The following is a 16847-nucleotide window of genomic DNA, read 5'->3' on the forward strand; positions in this document are numbered from 1 at the left end:
TCGAATCCTCCGTCAGCTCGACCGCCGCGAATCGACCTGCAGTGTAGTCGTGCGGTTACGCGACGATAATGTCGTCGCTACCTGAGTCTTCCGTTTCGTCGGCGTCGCTCTCCTCGGTCGCCTCGTCGTCTGCGGGTTCGGCCTCGGCGTCGTCGGCCGACGGCTCGGCTTCCTCGGTCGCCTCGTCGTCGACCGGCTCCTCGCTCTCGCTTCGCCGTTCGGGGACGCGCGTCGGCGTGTCGGCGTCCAGTTCGGCCTCGAGGACGCGAATTCGTTCTTTCGCTTCGATAAGTTCGCTGGTCAACCCTTCGACGGTCGACTCGAGTTCGGCGACGGTCGACTCGAGTTGCTCCACGCGGTTGTTCGGCATACCTTCTAGGGAATGGTCCGGAACCATAAACGTACGTCAGACACAACTAACAGTTCTGGTAACTTACTGGCAATCTGTACCAAACTACAGCTCGTCGTGGTCGTCCATCCCCTCGATCGCGCCCAGCGCGGCCTTCAGGATCTTCCGCTCGCTGCGTCGCAGGTTCATCGAGACGGCGGTCTTCGAGATATCGAAGTGGTCGGCCAGTTCGTCGAGCGTCGTCTCCCGGGGCGTCTCGTAGTAGCCGTTCTTCGAGGCGACCTCGAAGGTCTCCTGTTCGGTCTCGGTCAGGGAGCGACAGCCCTCGAGCAGGCGAAGCGCGCTGTCGGAGTTCTCGAGCAGGTCGAACAGCGTCGTCGGCCCGAACTGGTCGCGGTCCTCGACCTCGTAGTCGTTGTGTCGCTCGAGTTCGGCGAGGGTACGGTCCTCGGCGTCGTCGTCGTCGAAGCCGACGTGCCAGCGCTCGCGGCCGTCCTCGATCCGGAACGGGCCGGTGATGTAGCCGTCGTTCTCCTGGATCGCCCGCATCGCGTTCGTCTGTTCGATCGTCGTCCCGATCTGGGCGACGTTGTCCCGCTTCGTGAGGATGTAACAGTCGCGCATGTTCGGGTGGGTCCGAAGCTCGTGGAGCCCCTGGTCCAGCGCCGCCGCCGACTCCCCCTTCGCGATGAGCCGCGTCTCGAGCTTCTCGGCGTCGGTGTCGAGCTGCCACTGGACGGCAGAGAACGCGACGTCGACGTCGTCCGTCGTGTCGATAAAGGGGCAGTCGTACTGCCGCATGTCGAGATCGAGGTCGATCATGGCACGGTACATTATAACCATAATACGGATATTAATCGTTCGCATTTGCGGGCGACGCGGACCGCGGACGCGGCGGCGGGTCGGCGACCGCCGTTGATATGTTAACGGGGTCGTTTTAGCGCCCTCCGGCCGACCTACACGGTATGTCTCAGGACGAGGTGAGCCCGCCGACGATCACGAACGAGGACATCCACAGGATCGCGGACGACTCCTTTACGGACCGGAACGTCTGTCTGGTGACGGGCGGGGGCTCCGGTATCGGTAGGGCGACCGCGCTGGCGGCCGCGGGCAACGGCCTCACCGTCGCGATCACGGACATCGACGAGGACGGACTCGAGGAGACCGTCGCCCGCGGCGAGGAGCTCGGTCTCGAGGGGGAGATCGCGCCGATTCACGGCGACCTCACCGTCGACGACGATATCGAGCGAATCGTCGCCGAGGCCGCCGAACTGGGCGATCTCAAGTACCTCGCGAACGTCGCGGGGATGCAACACATCGACTCGATCGAGGACTTCCCGATGGAAACGTACGATCGGATCCACCGGATCATGCTCCGGGCGCCGATCTACCTCTCGAAGCGCTGTCTCCCGCACTTCCGGGACACCGAGGACGGGCGGGGTTGCGTCGGCAACATGGCGTCGGTTCACGCCCACTTCGTCACGAGCGACAAGGTCGCCTACAACGTCTCGAAGTTCGGGCTGCGCGGGCTCACCCAGTCGATCGCGGCCGAGGGTGACGGCGAGATCCGCGCCTTCTCGGTGAGCACGGGCTACGTGAAGACGCCGCTGGTGACCGCTCAGCTCGAGGACACGGCCGAACAGCGCGGGATCAGCGTCCAAGAGGTGATCGAGGAGGTGATGCTGGGCCACTCCCGGGTCAAGGAGATGATGGAGCCGATCGACGTCGGCAACCTGTTCGTGCTCGGCTTCTCCGACCTCGGCCGCCATCTGGACGGCGGGGACCTGTTGTTTGATGGGGGCATGACCCTAACCTACGAGTGAGAGAGACGATGGGAGAAACAACCAGTCTGGAAGACGTCGACGAGGTCGTCCACGAACCCGACGAGGAGTTCGTCGAATCGACCAACGTCGCCGCGTTCATGCGGGAGTACGGAATCGACGACTACGAGGCGCTGATCGAGCGCACGACGACCGAGCTCGAGGGCGAGCCCGAGAGCGGCGTCGACTGGTTCTGGGACGAGCTGGTCGACTACCTCGGGATCGAGTTCTACGAGGAGTACGACGAGGTCAGAGATAACAGCGAGGGGCCCCAGTTCACCGGCTGGTACCCCGGCGGCGAGCTCAACCTCGCCCACAACGTCGCCGACCGCCACGCCGCCCGCGACGAGGAGCGGCGAAACAAGGTCGCCACCATCTGGGAGGGCGAGGACGGCGAGGTTCGCGAGATTACCTACCACGAGCTCCGCAGACAGTCGAACCAGGTGGCGAACGCGCTCGAGGAGCGAGGCGTCGAGACGGGCGACACCGTCGGACTCTACATGCCGATGGTCCCCGAGGTCGCCTCGATCCTCTACGGCTGTTTCAAGGTCGGCGCGATCGCGGTGCCGATCTTCTCGGGGTTCGGCGTCGACGCCACCGCGACCCGGATCGCCGACTCGGAGTGTTCGGTGCTGTTCACGGGTGACGGCTTCTACCGGCGGGGGAGCCCCGTCCGTCTCAAGGGGTCGGCCGACGAGGCGATCGAGGAGGCCGGCTACGTCGAGGACGTGATCGTCTTCGATCGCCTTGGTACCAGCAGCGACGCCAGTGAGAACGACGTCCCCTGGACCGACGACCGCGACGAGTGGTGGGCCGACGCCGTCGAGACGGCCGACGACGAGTACGAGACGAAGTCCCTCCCGTCGGACCAGGAGTCGATGCTCCTCTATTCGTCGGGGACGACGGGCAAGCCGAAGGGGATCGTCCACACCCACGCGGGCGTCCAGGTCCAGTGTCCGAAGGAGGTCCACTTCGGGATGGATCTCAAGCCGTCTGACCGGTTCTTCTGGGTCTCCGACATCGGCTGGATGATGGGCCCCTGGACGCTGATCGGCACACACACCTTCGGCGGCACCGTCTTCATGTACGAGGGCGCGCCCGATCATCCCCAGCCCGATCGGTTCTGGGAGATGATCGACCGCCACGAGCTGACCCAGTTCGGGATCTCGCCGACCGCCATCCGGGCGCTGCGAAAGCACGGAGACGACTGGCTCTCCGGCCACGACCTCTCCTCGCTTCGACTGCTGGGATCGACGGGCGAACCCTGGGACCCCGAATCCTGGCGGTGGTTCTACGAGAACGTCGGCGGCGGCGAAGCGCCGATCATCAACATCTCGGGCGGGACCGAGATCTGCGGCTGTTTCCTGATGCCGATGCCGACCGAACCGCTCAAACCCTGCACGCTCGGCGGACCCGGCCTCGGAATGGACATCGACATCGTCGACGCGACGGGCGAATCGGTCAAAGAGGAGAACGAACGGGGCTACCTCGTCGCCCGGGACTCCTGTCCGTCGATGACAAAGTCGCTGTGGTCGGGCGACGAGCGCTACCTCGAAGAGTACTGGTCGCGGTTCGACGACATGTGGAACCACGGCGACTGGGCCCAGAAGGACGCCGACGGGTTCTGGTTCCTCCACGGCCGGGCCGACGACGCCCTGAACGTTGCGGGCCGGAAGGTCGGTCCCGCCGAGGTCGAGGGCGCGCTGATCGACCACGAGGCGGTCAACCAGGCCGCGGCGATCGGCGCCCCCGACGACACCACCGGGACCGCCGTGGTCACCTACGTCATCCTCGAGGACGGATACGAGGAAAGCGACGACCTCCGCGAGGAGCTTCGGGCGCAGGTCGGCAAGGAGTTAGGCAAGCCGTTCCGCCCGCGGGAGGTGCTGTTCGTCGACGAGTTCCCCAAGACCCAGTCGGGCAAGATCATCCGCCGGGCGATCGGGGCGACCTACACCGGCGAGGATCTGGGTGACATGAGCAGCATCGAGAACCCCGACGCGCTCGAGGATCTCGAGGACGCGCGGTAGTCGCAGCGAGGCTCGAGTTCCGTCGGTCCCCATTTCCCGGGGGTGTGAATTCGTCCGTCGTTCCAGCCCGTTCGCCGGGACGCTACATGACAAAGGACCACGAGTGAATCTCGTTGATTTTATAATGGTCTACTCTCGGGACGGAATATGGCGAAGCTACCATACCGTGGTACCAGCACTCGACGAACCTTTTTGACCGCAACCGGTGGGGTGGGGTTCGCCGGGCTGGCCGGCTGTCTCGGGGAGGGAGACGGCGGCGGTAGGGACGACGGCGATCCCGTTCGGTTCGTCCTCAACCCGGCGGAGGAACAGACCGACATCGTCGAGGAGTACACGCCGATGAAGGAGTACCTCGAGGCCGAAACCGGCGCCGAGGTCGAACTCATCCGCGCCGGCAGCTACGTCGAGACCTTCGAGGCGCTCAACACCAACCAGGCCGAGATCGCGGACACGTCGCCGACGGGACTGCCGGGGAGCCAGGAGTTCGCCGACGTCCTCGGCATGCGGACGGCTTTCGGCGGCCCGCTGTACTTCTCGACGATCATCACGACGCCCGACAGCGGGATCGAGGAGCTCGACGACCTCGAGGGGGAGACGATGGCCACCGGCGCGCTCCTGTCGTTCAGCGGCACGCTCGCGCCGGCGATGATGCTGAACGAGGCCGGGCTGGACATCGGCGATTTCCCGCAGGGCGACGCGAACGATCTGGAGATCCAGACCGCGGACGACCACGACACGACCCGCGAACAGATGATCAACGACGACACCGTCGCGGCCGCGGCGACGGGTGCGTTCGCCTCCGCGCCACAGATCCCACAGGAACAGTTCGACGAGCACGAGGAGTTCGTCGAACACTCCGCGGAGTACGACGACGCGGGGTCGGCCCTCGAGGACGGCGCGGAGGAACTTCAGCTGGTCGCCGTCTCGGATCCGCTTCCTCGAGCGCCGATCACGGCCCGAAGTGACTGGGACGAGCCCGTTCGCGACGACGTCAGGGAGGCGCTGCTCGACGCCGAGGAGGAGGATCTCATCCCCGACGACGTCGACGAGGAGTACGAACTCTGGTTCACCGGGATCGAGGAGGCCGACCGGAGCGACTACGAGCTGGTCGTCGAGCTCTTCGACGAGCTGGGACTCGAGTTCGAGGACTTCGAGGACGAGTAGGTCGGCGGTACGGGCGGTCGCGACGGCCGCCCCGAACGACACCGCGGTCGAACTTGGCGTTCGGCGGTTCCGCTGGCGGTGGTCGACGGAACCGCGCTCGAGGCTCTCGTCGGGATCCATCGACTCCTGACGTTTGGCTACCCACCTCTCGAGGATCTCGAACGGGTGCGCTGAGGATCGTTCGGCGACCGTGGGGACGCCACCGCCCGCGACCCTACGTGTAACGTACCGAATGTTTCTAAGGATGGGTGTCGAGTCCACGTATAGAGCCATGTCCGAGGACGAGATCGAGGGATCCGATTCGAACCCGCCGGACGACGCGAGCGACGGGATAGAGTTCACGACGCCGGCGGTCGACGACGCCAGCGGGTACGGGCTCTCGATGACCCTGCTCGGCGGGGTGTTGCTCGCGCTCGCGTACTACGGCTACCTCGCCGTGAGCACCGTCGGTTTCGGAGCCGTGCCTGAACCGTTTTACGTGCTGGCGCTCGCGTTGCTGTTCGTGGTCGAACTCTTCCGGAGCCCGGGGTACGACGGGGAAGCGCTCGTCCGGGCGGTCGCGTTCACCGCGGTCTACGGCGGACTGGTCGTCTTCGCCATCAAGGGCGGCGCGTACCTCTTCGAGCGGCCCGAGGCGGCACTCGAGGGGTTCGTCGGCGTGACCGTCCTCGCCGTCTCGATCGTCGTCGCCGCGCTCGCGTACTTCCTCTTTCTCGCGGTCCTCAAGCCGTCGCTCTCCGACGAACGCTGATCGGGTGGGCGGCGCCGGCGAAAAACCGACGTCGATCACGGTCGTCGCCGACGCGCTCGAAGGAGACGGTGATCGCTACTCGTCGAGATCCATCGACTCCTGGCGGTCGGTTGTCCACTTCTCGACGTCCTTGATCGCGTGCTCCGGCGGGACGTCGATCGCCGGGTTCTCCTCGAAGAAGTGGGCGGGCTGGAGCTTGAACGAGACCATCTTCGCGGGCAGGATCGGCCAGTCCTCGGGCACCGAGACGTGGGTCTGACAGAGGTTGTACCAGACGACGAGGTCCTCGTCCGCGATCGAGCGGTCCGCCTCGGTCCAGGCCGGCAGCCCCTCGCCTCCGGGGTTCTGGTTGGGATACTCGCCCGCTGGGTAGCGCTCGTCGTCGTCGTACTGCGTGACCCAGAGGTGCTTTTTCGCGAAGCCGGCCCGCTTCACCACGCCGGAGCCGGCCTGCATCGGGAACGCGGTGTTCGTCCCGTCCCCGCCGACCAATCGGTAGCCGACCGGTTCGCCCGTCGCGTCGTTCCGGACGTCCTCGTTGACGATCTCCCAGTAGCGACCCGCGTGGGTGTCGGTCAGGCGTTTGGCCTCGGACTCCCGTTCGAACCGCGCGCGCTCGACGTAGGCGGCGTTTCCGTGCGGATTCAGGTGGTTTCGGTCGGCGTCGGCGTGGGGCGTCGGATCGTACCCCTCGGGCCCGTATGGCACGTCCCGGAGGTTCACCTCCCGAACGGTGTTTTCCGGGCCGTCGACCTCGAAGTCGAGCCGGCAGTTGAACACGTGCTGGTGGAGCATCGACTTGTGGCCCGGCCCGATCGTCTCGGCGTACCCCGTCTCCCGGTCGTCCTCGCCGAGCAGTCCCGTCGCGTTACAGCCCGTCAGCCGGACCTCGCCCTCGACGCTTCCGTCCTGGTAGAAGTACCAGTAGAACCCGAAGTCGTAGTTGCCGATCGTCGAGATGAACGAGATCACGAGCCGGCGGTTGCGCCGCACCTCGTGGTCGCCGACCCGCCAGTCGTAGTGCTTCCAGAGGAGTCCGTAATCCTCCTCGTGGAGACAGATCGCGTTCGGGATCACCTGCGCGTTGCCGTCGCCGTCGTTGAGTGCGGCGTCCCAGTAGTGCATATAGCCCAGGCAGTCACACCCCTCGGTCAGCGAGTTCGCCAGCCGACCGAGCCCGTACTCGCCGACGTCGAAGGGGGCCTTCCAGTCGTGGTCGGGGTCGGGGTCGTTGTAGGCGGTGACGACCTCCGGCCAGGAGGCCCGTCGGAGGATCGTCCGCTCGTCGCCGTCGTCGTCGTAGCTAACGTCGTGGAGTACCAGTCCTTCGCGGTGGTTGAACCCCACCCGGACGTGCCAGTTCTGCCACTCGACGGTGTGGCCGTCGACCTCCCAGCTCGGCCCCTCGGGCTGGATCACGTTGTACGGCTCGAGGTCCTCGCGGAGGTCGCGTTTCTCCTCGCGGTAGTAGCTCGTCCGGAGATCCCTGACGACATCTTCGGTTTTCGGTCCAGTGTCGACGAGCTTCACCACCTCGCGGTCGTCGAGGTCGACCCACGCGTGGATCCCCGACAGGGGCCGGTTGTACGCCTCCGCACCCTCATCGTCGGCGTCGCCTTGCAACCAGGCGATCCCGTGTGCCAGTCGCCGATCCCGGTCGATATCTTCCGGAACGAAGTCGTACCCCGCCGACCAGGCGGTGACGATCGCCAGGTCTGGATCGGCACCGCGTCGGCGTACCGCCTCGCGAAACTCCTGGTTCGTCGTCACCGTTTGCTCGACCTCGACGAACTCCTCGCCGATCATCCGCGGCTGACCGTGCTCGATCTCGGTCCACTCGAGGACCGCCTCGTCCTCGAGCGAGACGACCCCCTCGTACGATGCCCGTTCAGTCTTGTCGCGGGCGACGATCCGGGCCCGTCGCTCCGGTCTCGACCCGTCGTCCTCGAACGCTCGCAGCGCCGCTTTCGGCGGATCGGCGAGCGTGATCTCGATCGCTCGAGCGTCCTCGGAGAGCCCGCGTTCCTCGGTCGCGACGTCCCAGCTCCGTTCGATCTCGGCCGGTGCGAGCGGATCCAGCGGATGTCCGCCAGCGTCGCTATCTTTGGTAGACATTCTCTCTCAAGTACTACCCGCATCGAGTTATACTCTTAGGAGCAACACGGGCGAGAGACGGAGGTTCCGACCCGCCCAGAAGAGCGATCCGAAATTCAGTCGTCTCCCGATACGGTCTCGCCGCCGATATCGAGGCCACGAGTGGGGTCGACCCACGAGCCGCTCTCGAAGTCGATTCCGTCGTTCCAGTGGGCGACGACCGTCGTGACCGCGAGGTCGCCGGTCACGTTCGTCATCGTCCGGAGCCGATCCAGGATGGGATCGACGCCGGCGACGAACCCGACGACGGCGAGGGGAAGTCCGAGCTGGGTCAGCACCATCGTCAGCATGATTAACCCGGTGCCCGGGACACCGGCCGAACCGATGCTCGCCAGCACAGCGATGAGGACGACCGTCACCTGTTCGGCGATCGTCAGCTCGACGCCGACGAGATTCGCCGCGAAGATGGCGGCGACGCCCTGATACATCGCGGTTCCGTCCATGTTGATCGTCGCCCCCAGCGGCAGCGAGAAGCCGTAGATCCCCTCGTTGATCCGGAGGTTGTCGTCGGCGTTTGCCATCGTCACTGGCAGGGTCCCGCTCGAGGAGCGAATCGAGAGCGCGGTGATGATCGCGTCCTTCGAGCCCGTGAGGAAGGACAGCGGTGACTGCCGGGTGAGCAGGAAGATCAGCCCGCCGAGGTAGACGACCGTGATGTGGACAAGGACCGCGACGAGCAGTGCTCCGATCAGCAGCGCGAAGGGCATGAGCGCGTCGGTACCGGCTTCGCCGAAGACGGCGGCCATGAGCGCGAAGACGCCGATGACGCCGTACTCCATGACGCCCCAGACGATCTTGAACATCGCCTCGGTGCCGGCCTCGACGATGTTGAAGATCGACTCGATCCCCGACTGGACGGCTTCGTCCTCGCTGCTCTCCGCGAGCAACAGCAGCGCCATCCCGAAGACGATGACGAAGAAGATCGTCGCGAGGACGTCGCCCTCCGCCATCGCGCCGATCGGCTCCTCGGGGACGATCCCCATGATCACGTCGAGGAAGTCGGGTGCCTCCTCCGTGTCGAACGCCGTGTCCTCCTCGAGTGTCAGTCCCCGACCCGGATTGATCAGGTTTGCGACCGTCAGTCCGATGACCACCGCGATACCGGACAGAACGGCGTACAGCGCGAGGATCTGTCCGCCGACCTTGCCGAGCGTCGAGGGCGAAATCCGTCTGATTCCCATCAACAGCGTGAAGATGATGATGGGGATGACGATCATGCTCAGCAGCTGGACGAAGAGCTCGCCCAGCGGCTCGAGGACGGTCGCCGGCTCGCCGACGACCAGTCCGAGAACGGAGCCCAGAACGAACGCGGCCCCGATCCGGTAGACGATCGGGACGGCGCGGTACCGCGACCAGTACTCCTTGATGTTACCACGTGCCATACTTAGACGAATCTAGCGACAGTGGTATAAATGTAGTGTATCTTCGGCGCCGAGAACGGTGTACGGTGGCGAAATACACAGCTCCGGAGCGATTTTCGCCACGTTTATTTGAGGCGGTTCCGATCGACTTTTCTGTCTCGAGCGGTAGCACGGCACATGGCCGAAACCGTCTACGATACCCGGACGTTCCTCGACGAACTGGCGGATCGATCGTTCGACCGACCGCCGGCGATCGTCTGCAACGCCCACATCACCGGGCTGGCGGTCGCCCGGGCGCTGGCGGCCCGCGACGTGCCGGTGCTCGCGATCGACCGCTCGCCCGACGGCGTGGCGCCGTACTCCGAAGCCGTCGATCTCGCGGGGCTGGTCACCTACCCCCTCGAGGACCTGGAAGCGTTCGGCGAGGAGCTGGCGGCGATCGCCGACGCCCTCGAGCACGAGCCGGTGGTGTTTCCCTGCATGGACGAGTGGGTCCACGCGGTCGCCGAGCTCGATCCCGACGGCGTTCGACTCCCGTTCGCCGACTACGAGACGGTCGACGCCGTCCTCGACAAGACCGCCCTCTACGCGCGGGCGGACGAGCAGGGGGTACCGACGCCGGAGACCTACCGCCTGGACGAGACCGACCCCGACGCCGCGGCCGACGAACTCGGCTTCCCGCTCGTCGTCAAGCCGGCGCTGAAACGCCGGTTCGAGGAGGCGTTCGGCACGAACCTCGTCGAAGCCGAGACGCGGTCGGAGTACCGCGATATCGTCGATCGGGCCCGCGAGGCCGACCTGCGGGTGATGGCCCAGGAGAAGATCCCGAAGGAACAGGGCGACCTCTACACGCTCGCGTCGTACGTCCCCGAATCGGGCGTCGACGATGCCGTCACCTTCGTCGGTCGACGCCGGGCGGTCTACCCGCCCGAGTTCGGGACGACCTGCCTCGTCGAAGGAGCCGACATCCCCGAGATCGAACGCGACGCGCTCGCCGTGCTCGAGGACGCGGGCTACCACGGCATCAGCGAGGCGGAGTTCCTCTACGACGAGCGCACCGGAGAGTACCGCCTGCTCGATATCAACACCCGGCCCTGGAAGTGGATCGGGCTCCCGATCGCGGCGGGGGCGAACCTCCCCGCGGCGGCCTACGCCGACGCGACCGGCAGCGAGTACGAGTCGGGCGTCGTCCGGGACGTCACCTGGGTCTACCTCAAGGACTACGCGGCGCTGCTCGCGAACCACGCGGCCGAGGACGTCCTCTCGCGCGAGCAGTGGTTCTCGATCGTCTCCGGCGAGTTCGAGGATCGGGACGACCTCGCGACGGCCGTCTACCGCCCGTCCGACCCGGGAGCGACCTACCGGCTCCTGGCGACCGAGTTCGGCACTCGGGAGTACTACTGCCCCTGTTGAGCCGGCGGCGACCGGCTATCGGGCTGTGGTCAGCGGTGGCGGGACCGGGGATCCAGCACTTCGACCGGATGCACCGCGTCGCGGGAGAGCAGGTCCTCGAGCTGGTCCTCACAGGAGGTGCCGCTCGCGACGACCAGCCGATCGCTCGCCTCGGCGGTCGTAAACTGGTCGGCCAGCCGGTCGCCGACGTCCATACTCAGCTCGTAGTACTGCTCCTTGTAGCCGAAGGAGCCAGCCATCCCGCAACACTCCACGTCGCTCTCGAGGACGTCGTACCCGAGGCGTTCGAAGACGACCCGCGTGTACCGGTCCAGGCCGAGGGTCCGTTGCTGGCAGTGGGAGTGATACGCCAGCTTCGGCCCGCGGTCGCCGGTCTGCAGCCGCGACCCCTCGGCGCCGTTCTCGAGGCAGCCGTAGACGTACTCGAGAACCTCGTAGCTTCCCTCGCGAAGGCGCTCGAACGAGCGCTCGGGAAGGAGTTTCTCGTACTCGCTGTGGAACATCGCGAGGTCGCTGGGCTCGACGACGACGATGTCGCGACCTGCGTCCAGGTGCTCCGCGAGGCCGCCGTACACCCGGCTCGCCTTCTCGTCGGCCGTCTCGATCATCCCCTGGGAGAGCGGCGCGCGGCCGCTGCCGGGAACCGACGGAATGCGGACGTGGACGTCCAGCGCCTCGAGGACGCGGACGGCGGCCTTCCCGCGTTCGACGTCGATGTAGTTGGTGTAGGTGTCGGGGTAGAGCACCGCTTCGCGCTCGGCGTCGGCGGCCGAGACTCTCGGGCCGCGGTCCTCGAACCAGTCGACCAGCGTCTGCCGCTGGAACTCGGGGAGGGGCCGACGGCTGTCGACGCCGACTGCCTTCTCCATGAGCGTGCGCACGGGGCCGAGCGTCGTCGTCCAGTTCGAGAGCGGCGCGGTCGCGGAGCCGAGCTTCGCGAGCGTCTCGTAGTTGCCGAATAGCCGCTTCTGGAGGTCGACGCCGCCGGGTTCGGCGTCGGGCGTGAGCCCCTCGACGAGGAAGTCGAACTCCCCGTCGCCCTCGCGGTTGATCCGGTCGCGGACGACAGTGTTGATCCAGGGAATGTCGATCTCGACGGGGCAGGCTTCGACACACCGGGAGCAGCCGGTGCAGAGGTCGTTGAACTCCGCCGCGGAGTCCTGGCCGTGGACGCCGGCCTCCCAGCCCGTCGCGATCCCGCCGGAGTAGGTCTCGCCGCCGAAGGCGTGGCCGCCGACCGACTGGAAGTTGGCACAGGTGTTCGCACAGGCCGAACACCGGATACAGTACAGCGTCTCCCGGAGCTGGTCGTCCTCGCGCATCTCCATGCGCCCGTTGTCGATGAGCACGAGGTGGAACTCGCGGTCGTCGTCGCGGTCGGCGAACGCGACGCCGGGTTCGTCGAAGTCGACGACGGGGGAGTCGACGGGCGGGGTCAACAGGGAGACGTAGGACGTGATGTCCTGGCCCGTCCCGGAGCGACCGATCAGCTCGATAAAGGGCGCCAGATCCTCGACGGAGGGGACGATCTTCTCGACGCCCGCGACCGCGACGTGGGTGTCGGGAACGACGGCCGTCTTCCGGGCGTTGCCCTCGCTCGTGACGAGCATGATCGAGCCCGAATCGGCCGTGATGAAGTTCGCCCCCGTCATCCCGACGTCGGCGCCGGCGATCAGTTCGCCCAGCCGCTCGCGGGCGAACATCGTCAGCTCCTGGGCCGTCTCGAGGGGTTCTTCGGGGTCGAACTGCGCGTTGAACAGCTCCGCGATTTCGGCTTCGGATTTGTGGATCGCCGGCGCGACGATGTGGGAGGGCGCCTCGTCGGCGACCTGCAGGACCCACTCGCCGAGGTCGGTCTCGACGACGTCGACGCCGTCTCCCTCGAGGGCCTCGTTGACCTCGAGTTCCTCGCTGGTCATCGACTTGGACTTGACGACGCGGTCGGCCGCCTTCTCGTCGGCGACCTCGCGAACGTAGCGGTTCGCGTCGGCCGCGTCGTCGGCGAGGTAGACAGTGCCGCCGTTCGCCTCGACGGTCTCCCGGACCTCCTCGATCAGCTCCGGGAGCCGCTCGATCGCGTCCTCCTTGATCGCGCGAGCCTCCGCTTTCAGCCGTTCGTACTCCTCGAGGTCGGCGACCGACTCGTACCGGCCCTCGTTGAAGCCGATCGTGTTCTTCTCGACGGCCTCGCCCTCGGTCTCGAGGAGGTGTCGGATCCGGGCCGCCTTCGCCTCGCGGGCGTCGCTGCTCACGAGCCGTCACCCCCCGTCGCGTCGTCGCCCTCGCCGTCCCCGAGCAGGACGACGTGGACCGCCTTCGGCCCGTGGGCACCTTTCACGAGCGCTCCCATGTCGGCGGTCGCGCTGGGACCGGTCGCGACGATCGCGCTGCCCCCCTCGCGCAGCACGGGCCCGAGGCGTTCGATCGCCGTCGGCATGTCCGCGACGAGGTCGCTCCGCCGGAGCACGGCGACGTGGTGTTCCGGAAAGAGGCTTACCGGTTCGCTACCCTCGGGCGTCGACGGGAGGACGACGCTGCCGTACGCCGCGATCCCGAGCGAGGCGGCGGTGACGCCGGTCGTGGCCGACTCGAGGGCGCCGGGCGTCGGCTCGTCGTCGACCCAGTCGGGAAGCGACACCGATTCGAACGGGAGGGGCGTTCCGACGACGGCGTCGGGATCGGTGACGACGGTTCGGAGGACGTCCTCGAACGCCTCCCCGGTCGGTGCCGTACGAGTGATCGGGACGTCGAGGTCGGCGAGCGCGGTCTCGAACCGCTCGACGGCGGGAACAGATTCGACGCTCATCAGTTGGTTGTTCGGCCGCGACCATTTGGCTGTTCTGTTCAGGAGAGTGACTCGAACGCTGGAAACGACCGGTGTCGATCCCGTACACTCGTTTGCGAGCGGCGCTTCCGTTCGTCGCCCCCTCCGCCGATCGGATCCCTCGAGCCCGTCCCGTTACGTTTTACCCCCATCGGCCCGAACCGAGGTGCAATGACTGCCCAGACCGTCCAGCAGGGCGACCTCGTCACCGTCATCGGCCTCGAGGTCCACGTCCAGCTGGAGACCGACACGAAGATCTTCTGTGGCTGCTCGACCGAGCCGACCGACGAACCCAACGAGAACGTTTGCCCGGTCTGTCTCGGCTTGCCCGGGGCGCTCCCGGTGCTCAACGAGGGCGCGGTCGAGGCCGCGGTCAAGATCGGGAAGGCGATCGACGCCGACATCCCCGAGGAGACGCGGTTCCACCGGAAAAACTACTACTACCCCGACCTGCCCAAGAACTTCCAGATCACCCAGTACGACGAGCCGATCTGTCAGGCGGGCGAACTCGAGATCTCCGTCGAGGGCGACCGCCGTACCGTGGCGATCGAACGGGCCCACCTCGAGGAGGACCCGGGAAGCCTGCAACACGTCGGGGGCGGCGGCGGCATCGACTCCGCGGAGTACACGCTGGTCGACTACAACCGTGCGGGGACGCCGCTGATGGAGATCGTCACCGCACCCGACTTCCGCAGCCCCGACGAGGTGCGGGCGTTCCTCTCGGAACTCGAGGAGGTCCTCGAGTACCTGGGCGTCTTCGACGCCGAACGGGACGGCAGCCTGCGGATCGACGCCAACCTCTCGATCATTCCCGAAGACGAGATCGAGAGCGACGACGTCGCCGAGATCGGTCCGGATGCCCTCGCCGCGGCCAACCGCACCGAGGTCAAGAACATCTCGAGCCACAAGGGCGCCCAGAAGGCCCTGGCCTACGAGGAAACCCGCCAGAAGAACGCCATCCAGCGCGGGCGCGCGGTCGAGCAGGAGACCCGCCACTGGGACGAATCGCGGGGGATCACGGTCTCGATGCGCTCGAAGGAGGAGGAGAAGGATTACCGGTACTTCGAAGAGGCCGACCTCCCGCCGCTGCGGGTCTCGGGCTGGAAGGCGGAGATCGCCATCCCCGAACTGCCGACCGCCCGCCGGGAGCGCTTCGAGGCGGAGTACGGCCTGAGCGACGAGGCCGCCTCCAAGCTCACCTCGACCAAGCAGGTCGCGGACTTCTACGAGGACGTCGCCGGCGAGTACGATCCCGATCTGGCGGCGACGTGGGTCGCGGACAACCTGCTGGGCGAACTCAACTACCGCGACATGGAGATCACGGACATCGAGGGACGGCTCGAGGAGGTCACTCGACTCGTCGAACTCGTCGCGGAGGACGAGATCACGGCGAAAAACGCCCGTGAGACCGTCCTCAGGTCGATGCTCGACGACGGGAAGGCCCCCGACGAGATCGTCGAGGAGGAAGGCCTGGGCAAGACCGGCGAGGACGAGGTCCAGCAGGCGGTCGTCGAGGCCGTCGAGGAGAACCCCGAGGCCGTCGACGACTACGAGTCCGGTGACGACGGCGCGATCAACTTCCTGGTCGGTCAGGTGATGCAAAAGACCGGCGGCAGCGCGGATCCGGGCGACGTCAACCAGCTGCTGCGGGCGGAACTCGAGTAAGCGGACCGAGCGCGAAGCGACGAACGGGCCGCGCCCTCGAGGAACGATCACTGCAACAACACTTTTCGTCGGTCGTCACGAAACGAATCGGTATGCTTCGAGCCGGGATCGACCGACTCCGCGAGTGGCTCGCCGTCGAGGACCCCGACGGACGCATCGGGGGGACGGGCGACGCGATCACGTCGCCCCAGCACCGGCGGTCGCCGGACGCCGAGCGGGAACTCGAGCGTCTCGCGACGATCGCCGAGGAGCGCCGAAACGAGGATTCCTGACTCGCGTTCCGGTACCACTCGAGTTATCACCGATCGACGAGTGACACCCCCGTATGGACAGGATCACGCTGGGCAACGAGGAGTTCGAGGGCCGAAACAACGCCTACGTGCTCGCCGACGACGAGACCGACGAACTTGCGCTGGTCGACACCGGGGTCGCGACCGACGATATCCGGACCGATCTCCGGGACGGGCTGGCCGAACGGGGCTACGAGTTCGCCGACGTCGACGATATCGTACTCACGCACTTCCACGTCGATCACGCCGGACTGGCCGGCGAGATCCAACGCGAGGGCGGCGCGACGGTGTACGTCCACGAGGCCGACGCCCCCCTGATCGAACAGGACGAGGCGGCCGTCGCCGCCCTCGAGGACCGCCGCGAGGAGCTCCTCGAGGAGTGGGGACTCCCCGAGGAGCCCCGCGACGAACTGCGCTCGTTTCTCGAGGGTGCGGCCCACATCGAGGGACCGCCCGCGAAACCGACCCCCATCGAGGACGGGACCGTCCTCGAGGTCGGCGGGCGGACCCTCGAGACGGTCCACGCACCCGGCCACGCGGCGGGACTGTGCTGTTTCGAGATCGAGGAGGGAGCGTCGACCGACGGCACCGCTTCGGAGGCGTTCGTCGGCGATACCGTCCTCCCCGTCTACACCCCCAACGTCGGCGGCGCGGACGTCCGGGTCGACCGTCCCCTCGAAAAGTACGCCGAGACGCTGCGGTCGTTTATCGACCGGGAGTACGACCGGGTCTGGCCGGGCCACCGCGACCCGATCGAGGACCCCTCCGAGCGCGCGGGGACGATCCTCGAGCACCACCGCGAGCGAACCGGGAACGTCCTGGACGTCCTCGAGGAGCACGGCCCGGCCGACGCCTGGACGGTCAGCGCCCACCTCTTTGGCGACCTCGAGGGGATCCACATCGTCCACGGCCCCGGCGAGGCCTACGCCCACCTCGATCACCTCCGCCACGAGGGCGTCCTCGAGTACGACGACGGCGAGTACCGGCTGCTCGAGCGACCGACCGACCTCGAGGCGCTCGTCTAGC

General features: G+C 66.8%; 14 protein-coding genes. 8 read left to right on the forward strand and 6 right to left on the reverse strand.

What is annotated here, in order from left to right; genetic code table 11:
* Positions 1–55: 55 nt before the first annotated feature.
* Both ACNA7R_RS02615 and ACNA7R_RS02620 read right to left on the reverse strand, forming a co-directional pair.
* Positions 56–370 (reverse strand): hypothetical protein, encoded by a 315-nt coding sequence (locus ACNA7R_RS02615; RefSeq protein WP_416281982.1) that lies wholly within the window; start codon positions 368–370, stop codon positions 56–58.
* A gap of 84 nt (positions 371–454) precedes the next feature.
* Positions 455–1171, reverse strand: coding sequence for a helix-turn-helix domain-containing protein (locus ACNA7R_RS02620; RefSeq protein WP_049891404.1), 717 nt, complete (start codon positions 1169–1171; stop codon positions 455–457).
* A gap of 143 nt (positions 1172–1314) precedes the next feature.
* On the opposite strand from ACNA7R_RS02620, the gene ACNA7R_RS02625 reads away from it, so the two are divergent.
* The 4 genes from ACNA7R_RS02625 (at position 1315) to ACNA7R_RS02640 (ending at position 6114) form a co-directional block, all read left to right on the forward strand.
* On the forward strand, positions 1315–2172 hold the full coding sequence (locus ACNA7R_RS02625; RefSeq protein ID WP_416281983.1) for an SDR family oxidoreductase: 858 nt from the start codon (positions 1315–1317) through the stop codon (positions 2170–2172).
* An 8-nt stretch (positions 2173–2180) separates the two neighbouring features.
* Entirely contained in the window at positions 2181–4199 is a 2019-nt protein-coding gene (locus tag ACNA7R_RS02630; protein WP_416281984.1) for an AMP-binding protein, read from the forward strand.
* A 147-nt stretch (positions 4200–4346) separates the two neighbouring features.
* Positions 4347–5363, forward strand: coding sequence for a PhnD/SsuA/transferrin family substrate-binding protein (locus ACNA7R_RS02635; protein ID WP_416281985.1), 1017 nt, complete (start codon positions 4347–4349; stop codon positions 5361–5363).
* Between the two features lie 271 nt (positions 5364–5634).
* Positions 5635–6114, forward strand: coding sequence for a hypothetical protein (locus ACNA7R_RS02640; protein WP_416281986.1), 480 nt, complete (start codon positions 5635–5637; stop codon positions 6112–6114).
* A gap of 75 nt (positions 6115–6189) precedes the next feature.
* On the opposite strand, the gene ACNA7R_RS02645 is transcribed toward ACNA7R_RS02640, so the two are convergent.
* Positions 6190–8229 (reverse strand): primary-amine oxidase, encoded by a 2040-nt coding sequence (locus tag ACNA7R_RS02645; RefSeq protein WP_416281987.1) that lies wholly within the window; start codon positions 8227–8229, stop codon positions 6190–6192.
* Between the two features lie 95 nt (positions 8230–8324).
* Positions 8325–9650 (reverse strand): dicarboxylate/amino acid:cation symporter, encoded by a 1326-nt coding sequence (locus ACNA7R_RS02650; RefSeq protein ID WP_416281988.1) that lies wholly within the window; start codon positions 9648–9650, stop codon positions 8325–8327.
* A 156-nt stretch (positions 9651–9806) separates the two neighbouring features.
* On the opposite strand from ACNA7R_RS02650, the gene ACNA7R_RS02655 reads away from it, so the two are divergent.
* A complete protein-coding gene (locus ACNA7R_RS02655; RefSeq protein WP_416281989.1) occupies positions 9807–11042 on the forward strand; it encodes a carboxylate--amine ligase in 1236 nt (411 codons plus the stop codon).
* A gap of 29 nt (positions 11043–11071) precedes the next feature.
* Here the strand turns inward: ACNA7R_RS02655 and ACNA7R_RS02660 are convergent, their stop codons facing one another.
* Together ACNA7R_RS02660 and ACNA7R_RS02665 are read right to left on the reverse strand one after the other, a co-directional pair.
* Positions 11072–13294 (reverse strand): LUD domain-containing protein, encoded by a 2223-nt coding sequence (locus tag ACNA7R_RS02660; protein WP_416281990.1) that lies wholly within the window; start codon positions 13292–13294, stop codon positions 11072–11074.
* On the reverse strand, positions 13291–13848 hold the full coding sequence (locus ACNA7R_RS02665) for a LutC/YkgG family protein (RefSeq protein ID WP_416281991.1): 558 nt from the start codon (positions 13846–13848) through the stop codon (positions 13291–13293). Before ACNA7R_RS02665 ends, ACNA7R_RS02660 begins: the two co-directional genes overlap by 4 nt.
* A gap of 189 nt (positions 13849–14037) precedes the next feature.
* Here ACNA7R_RS02665 and gatB point away from each other — a divergent pair, with 189 nt between their 5' ends.
* From gatB to ACNA7R_RS02680, 3 genes are all read left to right on the forward strand, one after another.
* Entirely contained in the window at positions 14038–15531 is a 1494-nt protein-coding gene (gene gatB / locus ACNA7R_RS02670; protein ID WP_416281992.1) for an Asp-tRNA(Asn)/Glu-tRNA(Gln) amidotransferase subunit GatB, read from the forward strand.
* A gap of 92 nt (positions 15532–15623) precedes the next feature.
* Positions 15624–15803 carry a hypothetical protein gene (locus tag ACNA7R_RS02675; RefSeq protein ID WP_416281993.1) on the forward strand — a complete coding sequence of 60 codons (180 nt, stop codon included), beginning with the start codon at positions 15624–15626 and terminating at the stop codon, positions 15801–15803.
* A 53-nt stretch (positions 15804–15856) separates the two neighbouring features.
* On the forward strand, positions 15857–16846 hold the full coding sequence (locus ACNA7R_RS02680) for an MBL fold metallo-hydrolase (protein ID WP_416281994.1): 990 nt from the start codon (positions 15857–15859) through the stop codon (positions 16844–16846).
* Position 16847 lies beyond the last annotated feature (1 nt).

The organism is Natronococcus sp. (genome assembly GCF_047921035.1).
Taxonomy (GTDB): domain Archaea; phylum Halobacteriota; class Halobacteria; order Halobacteriales; family Natrialbaceae; genus Natronococcus.

Bases quoted from the DNA above. Each gene is read 5' to 3' on its own strand.
- ACNA7R_RS02615 (WP_416281982.1), bottom strand. From the start codon at position 370: ATGCCGAACAACCGCGTGGAGCAACTCGAGTCGACCGTCGCCGAACTC.
- ACNA7R_RS02620 (WP_049891404.1), bottom strand. From the start codon at position 1,171: ATGATCGACCTCGATCTCGACATGCGGCAGTACGACTGCCCCTTTATC.
- ACNA7R_RS02625 (WP_416281983.1), top strand. From the start codon at position 1,315: ATGTCTCAGGACGAGGTGAGCCCGCCGACGATCACGAACGAGGACATC.
- ACNA7R_RS02630 (WP_416281984.1), top strand. From the start codon at position 2,181: ATGGGAGAAACAACCAGTCTGGAAGACGTCGACGAGGTCGTCCACGAA.
- ACNA7R_RS02635 (WP_416281985.1), top strand. From the start codon at position 4,347: ATGGCGAAGCTACCATACCGTGGTACCAGCACTCGACGAACCTTTTTG.
- ACNA7R_RS02640 (WP_416281986.1), top strand. From the start codon at position 5,635: ATGTCCGAGGACGAGATCGAGGGATCCGATTCGAACCCGCCGGACGAC.
- ACNA7R_RS02645 (WP_416281987.1), bottom strand. From the start codon at position 8,229: ATGTCTACCAAAGATAGCGACGCTGGCGGACATCCGCTGGATCCGCTC.
- ACNA7R_RS02650 (WP_416281988.1), bottom strand. From the start codon at position 9,650: ATGGCACGTGGTAACATCAAGGAGTACTGGTCGCGGTACCGCGCCGTC.
- ACNA7R_RS02655 (WP_416281989.1), top strand. From the start codon at position 9,807: ATGGCCGAAACCGTCTACGATACCCGGACGTTCCTCGACGAACTGGCG.
- ACNA7R_RS02665 (WP_416281991.1), bottom strand. From the start codon at position 13,848: ATGAGCGTCGAATCTGTTCCCGCCGTCGAGCGGTTCGAGACCGCGCTC.
- gatB (WP_416281992.1), top strand. From the start codon at position 14,038: ATGACTGCCCAGACCGTCCAGCAGGGCGACCTCGTCACCGTCATCGGC.
- ACNA7R_RS02675 (WP_416281993.1), top strand. From the start codon at position 15,624: ATGCTTCGAGCCGGGATCGACCGACTCCGCGAGTGGCTCGCCGTCGAG.
- ACNA7R_RS02680 (WP_416281994.1), top strand. From the start codon at position 15,857: ATGGACAGGATCACGCTGGGCAACGAGGAGTTCGAGGGCCGAAACAAC.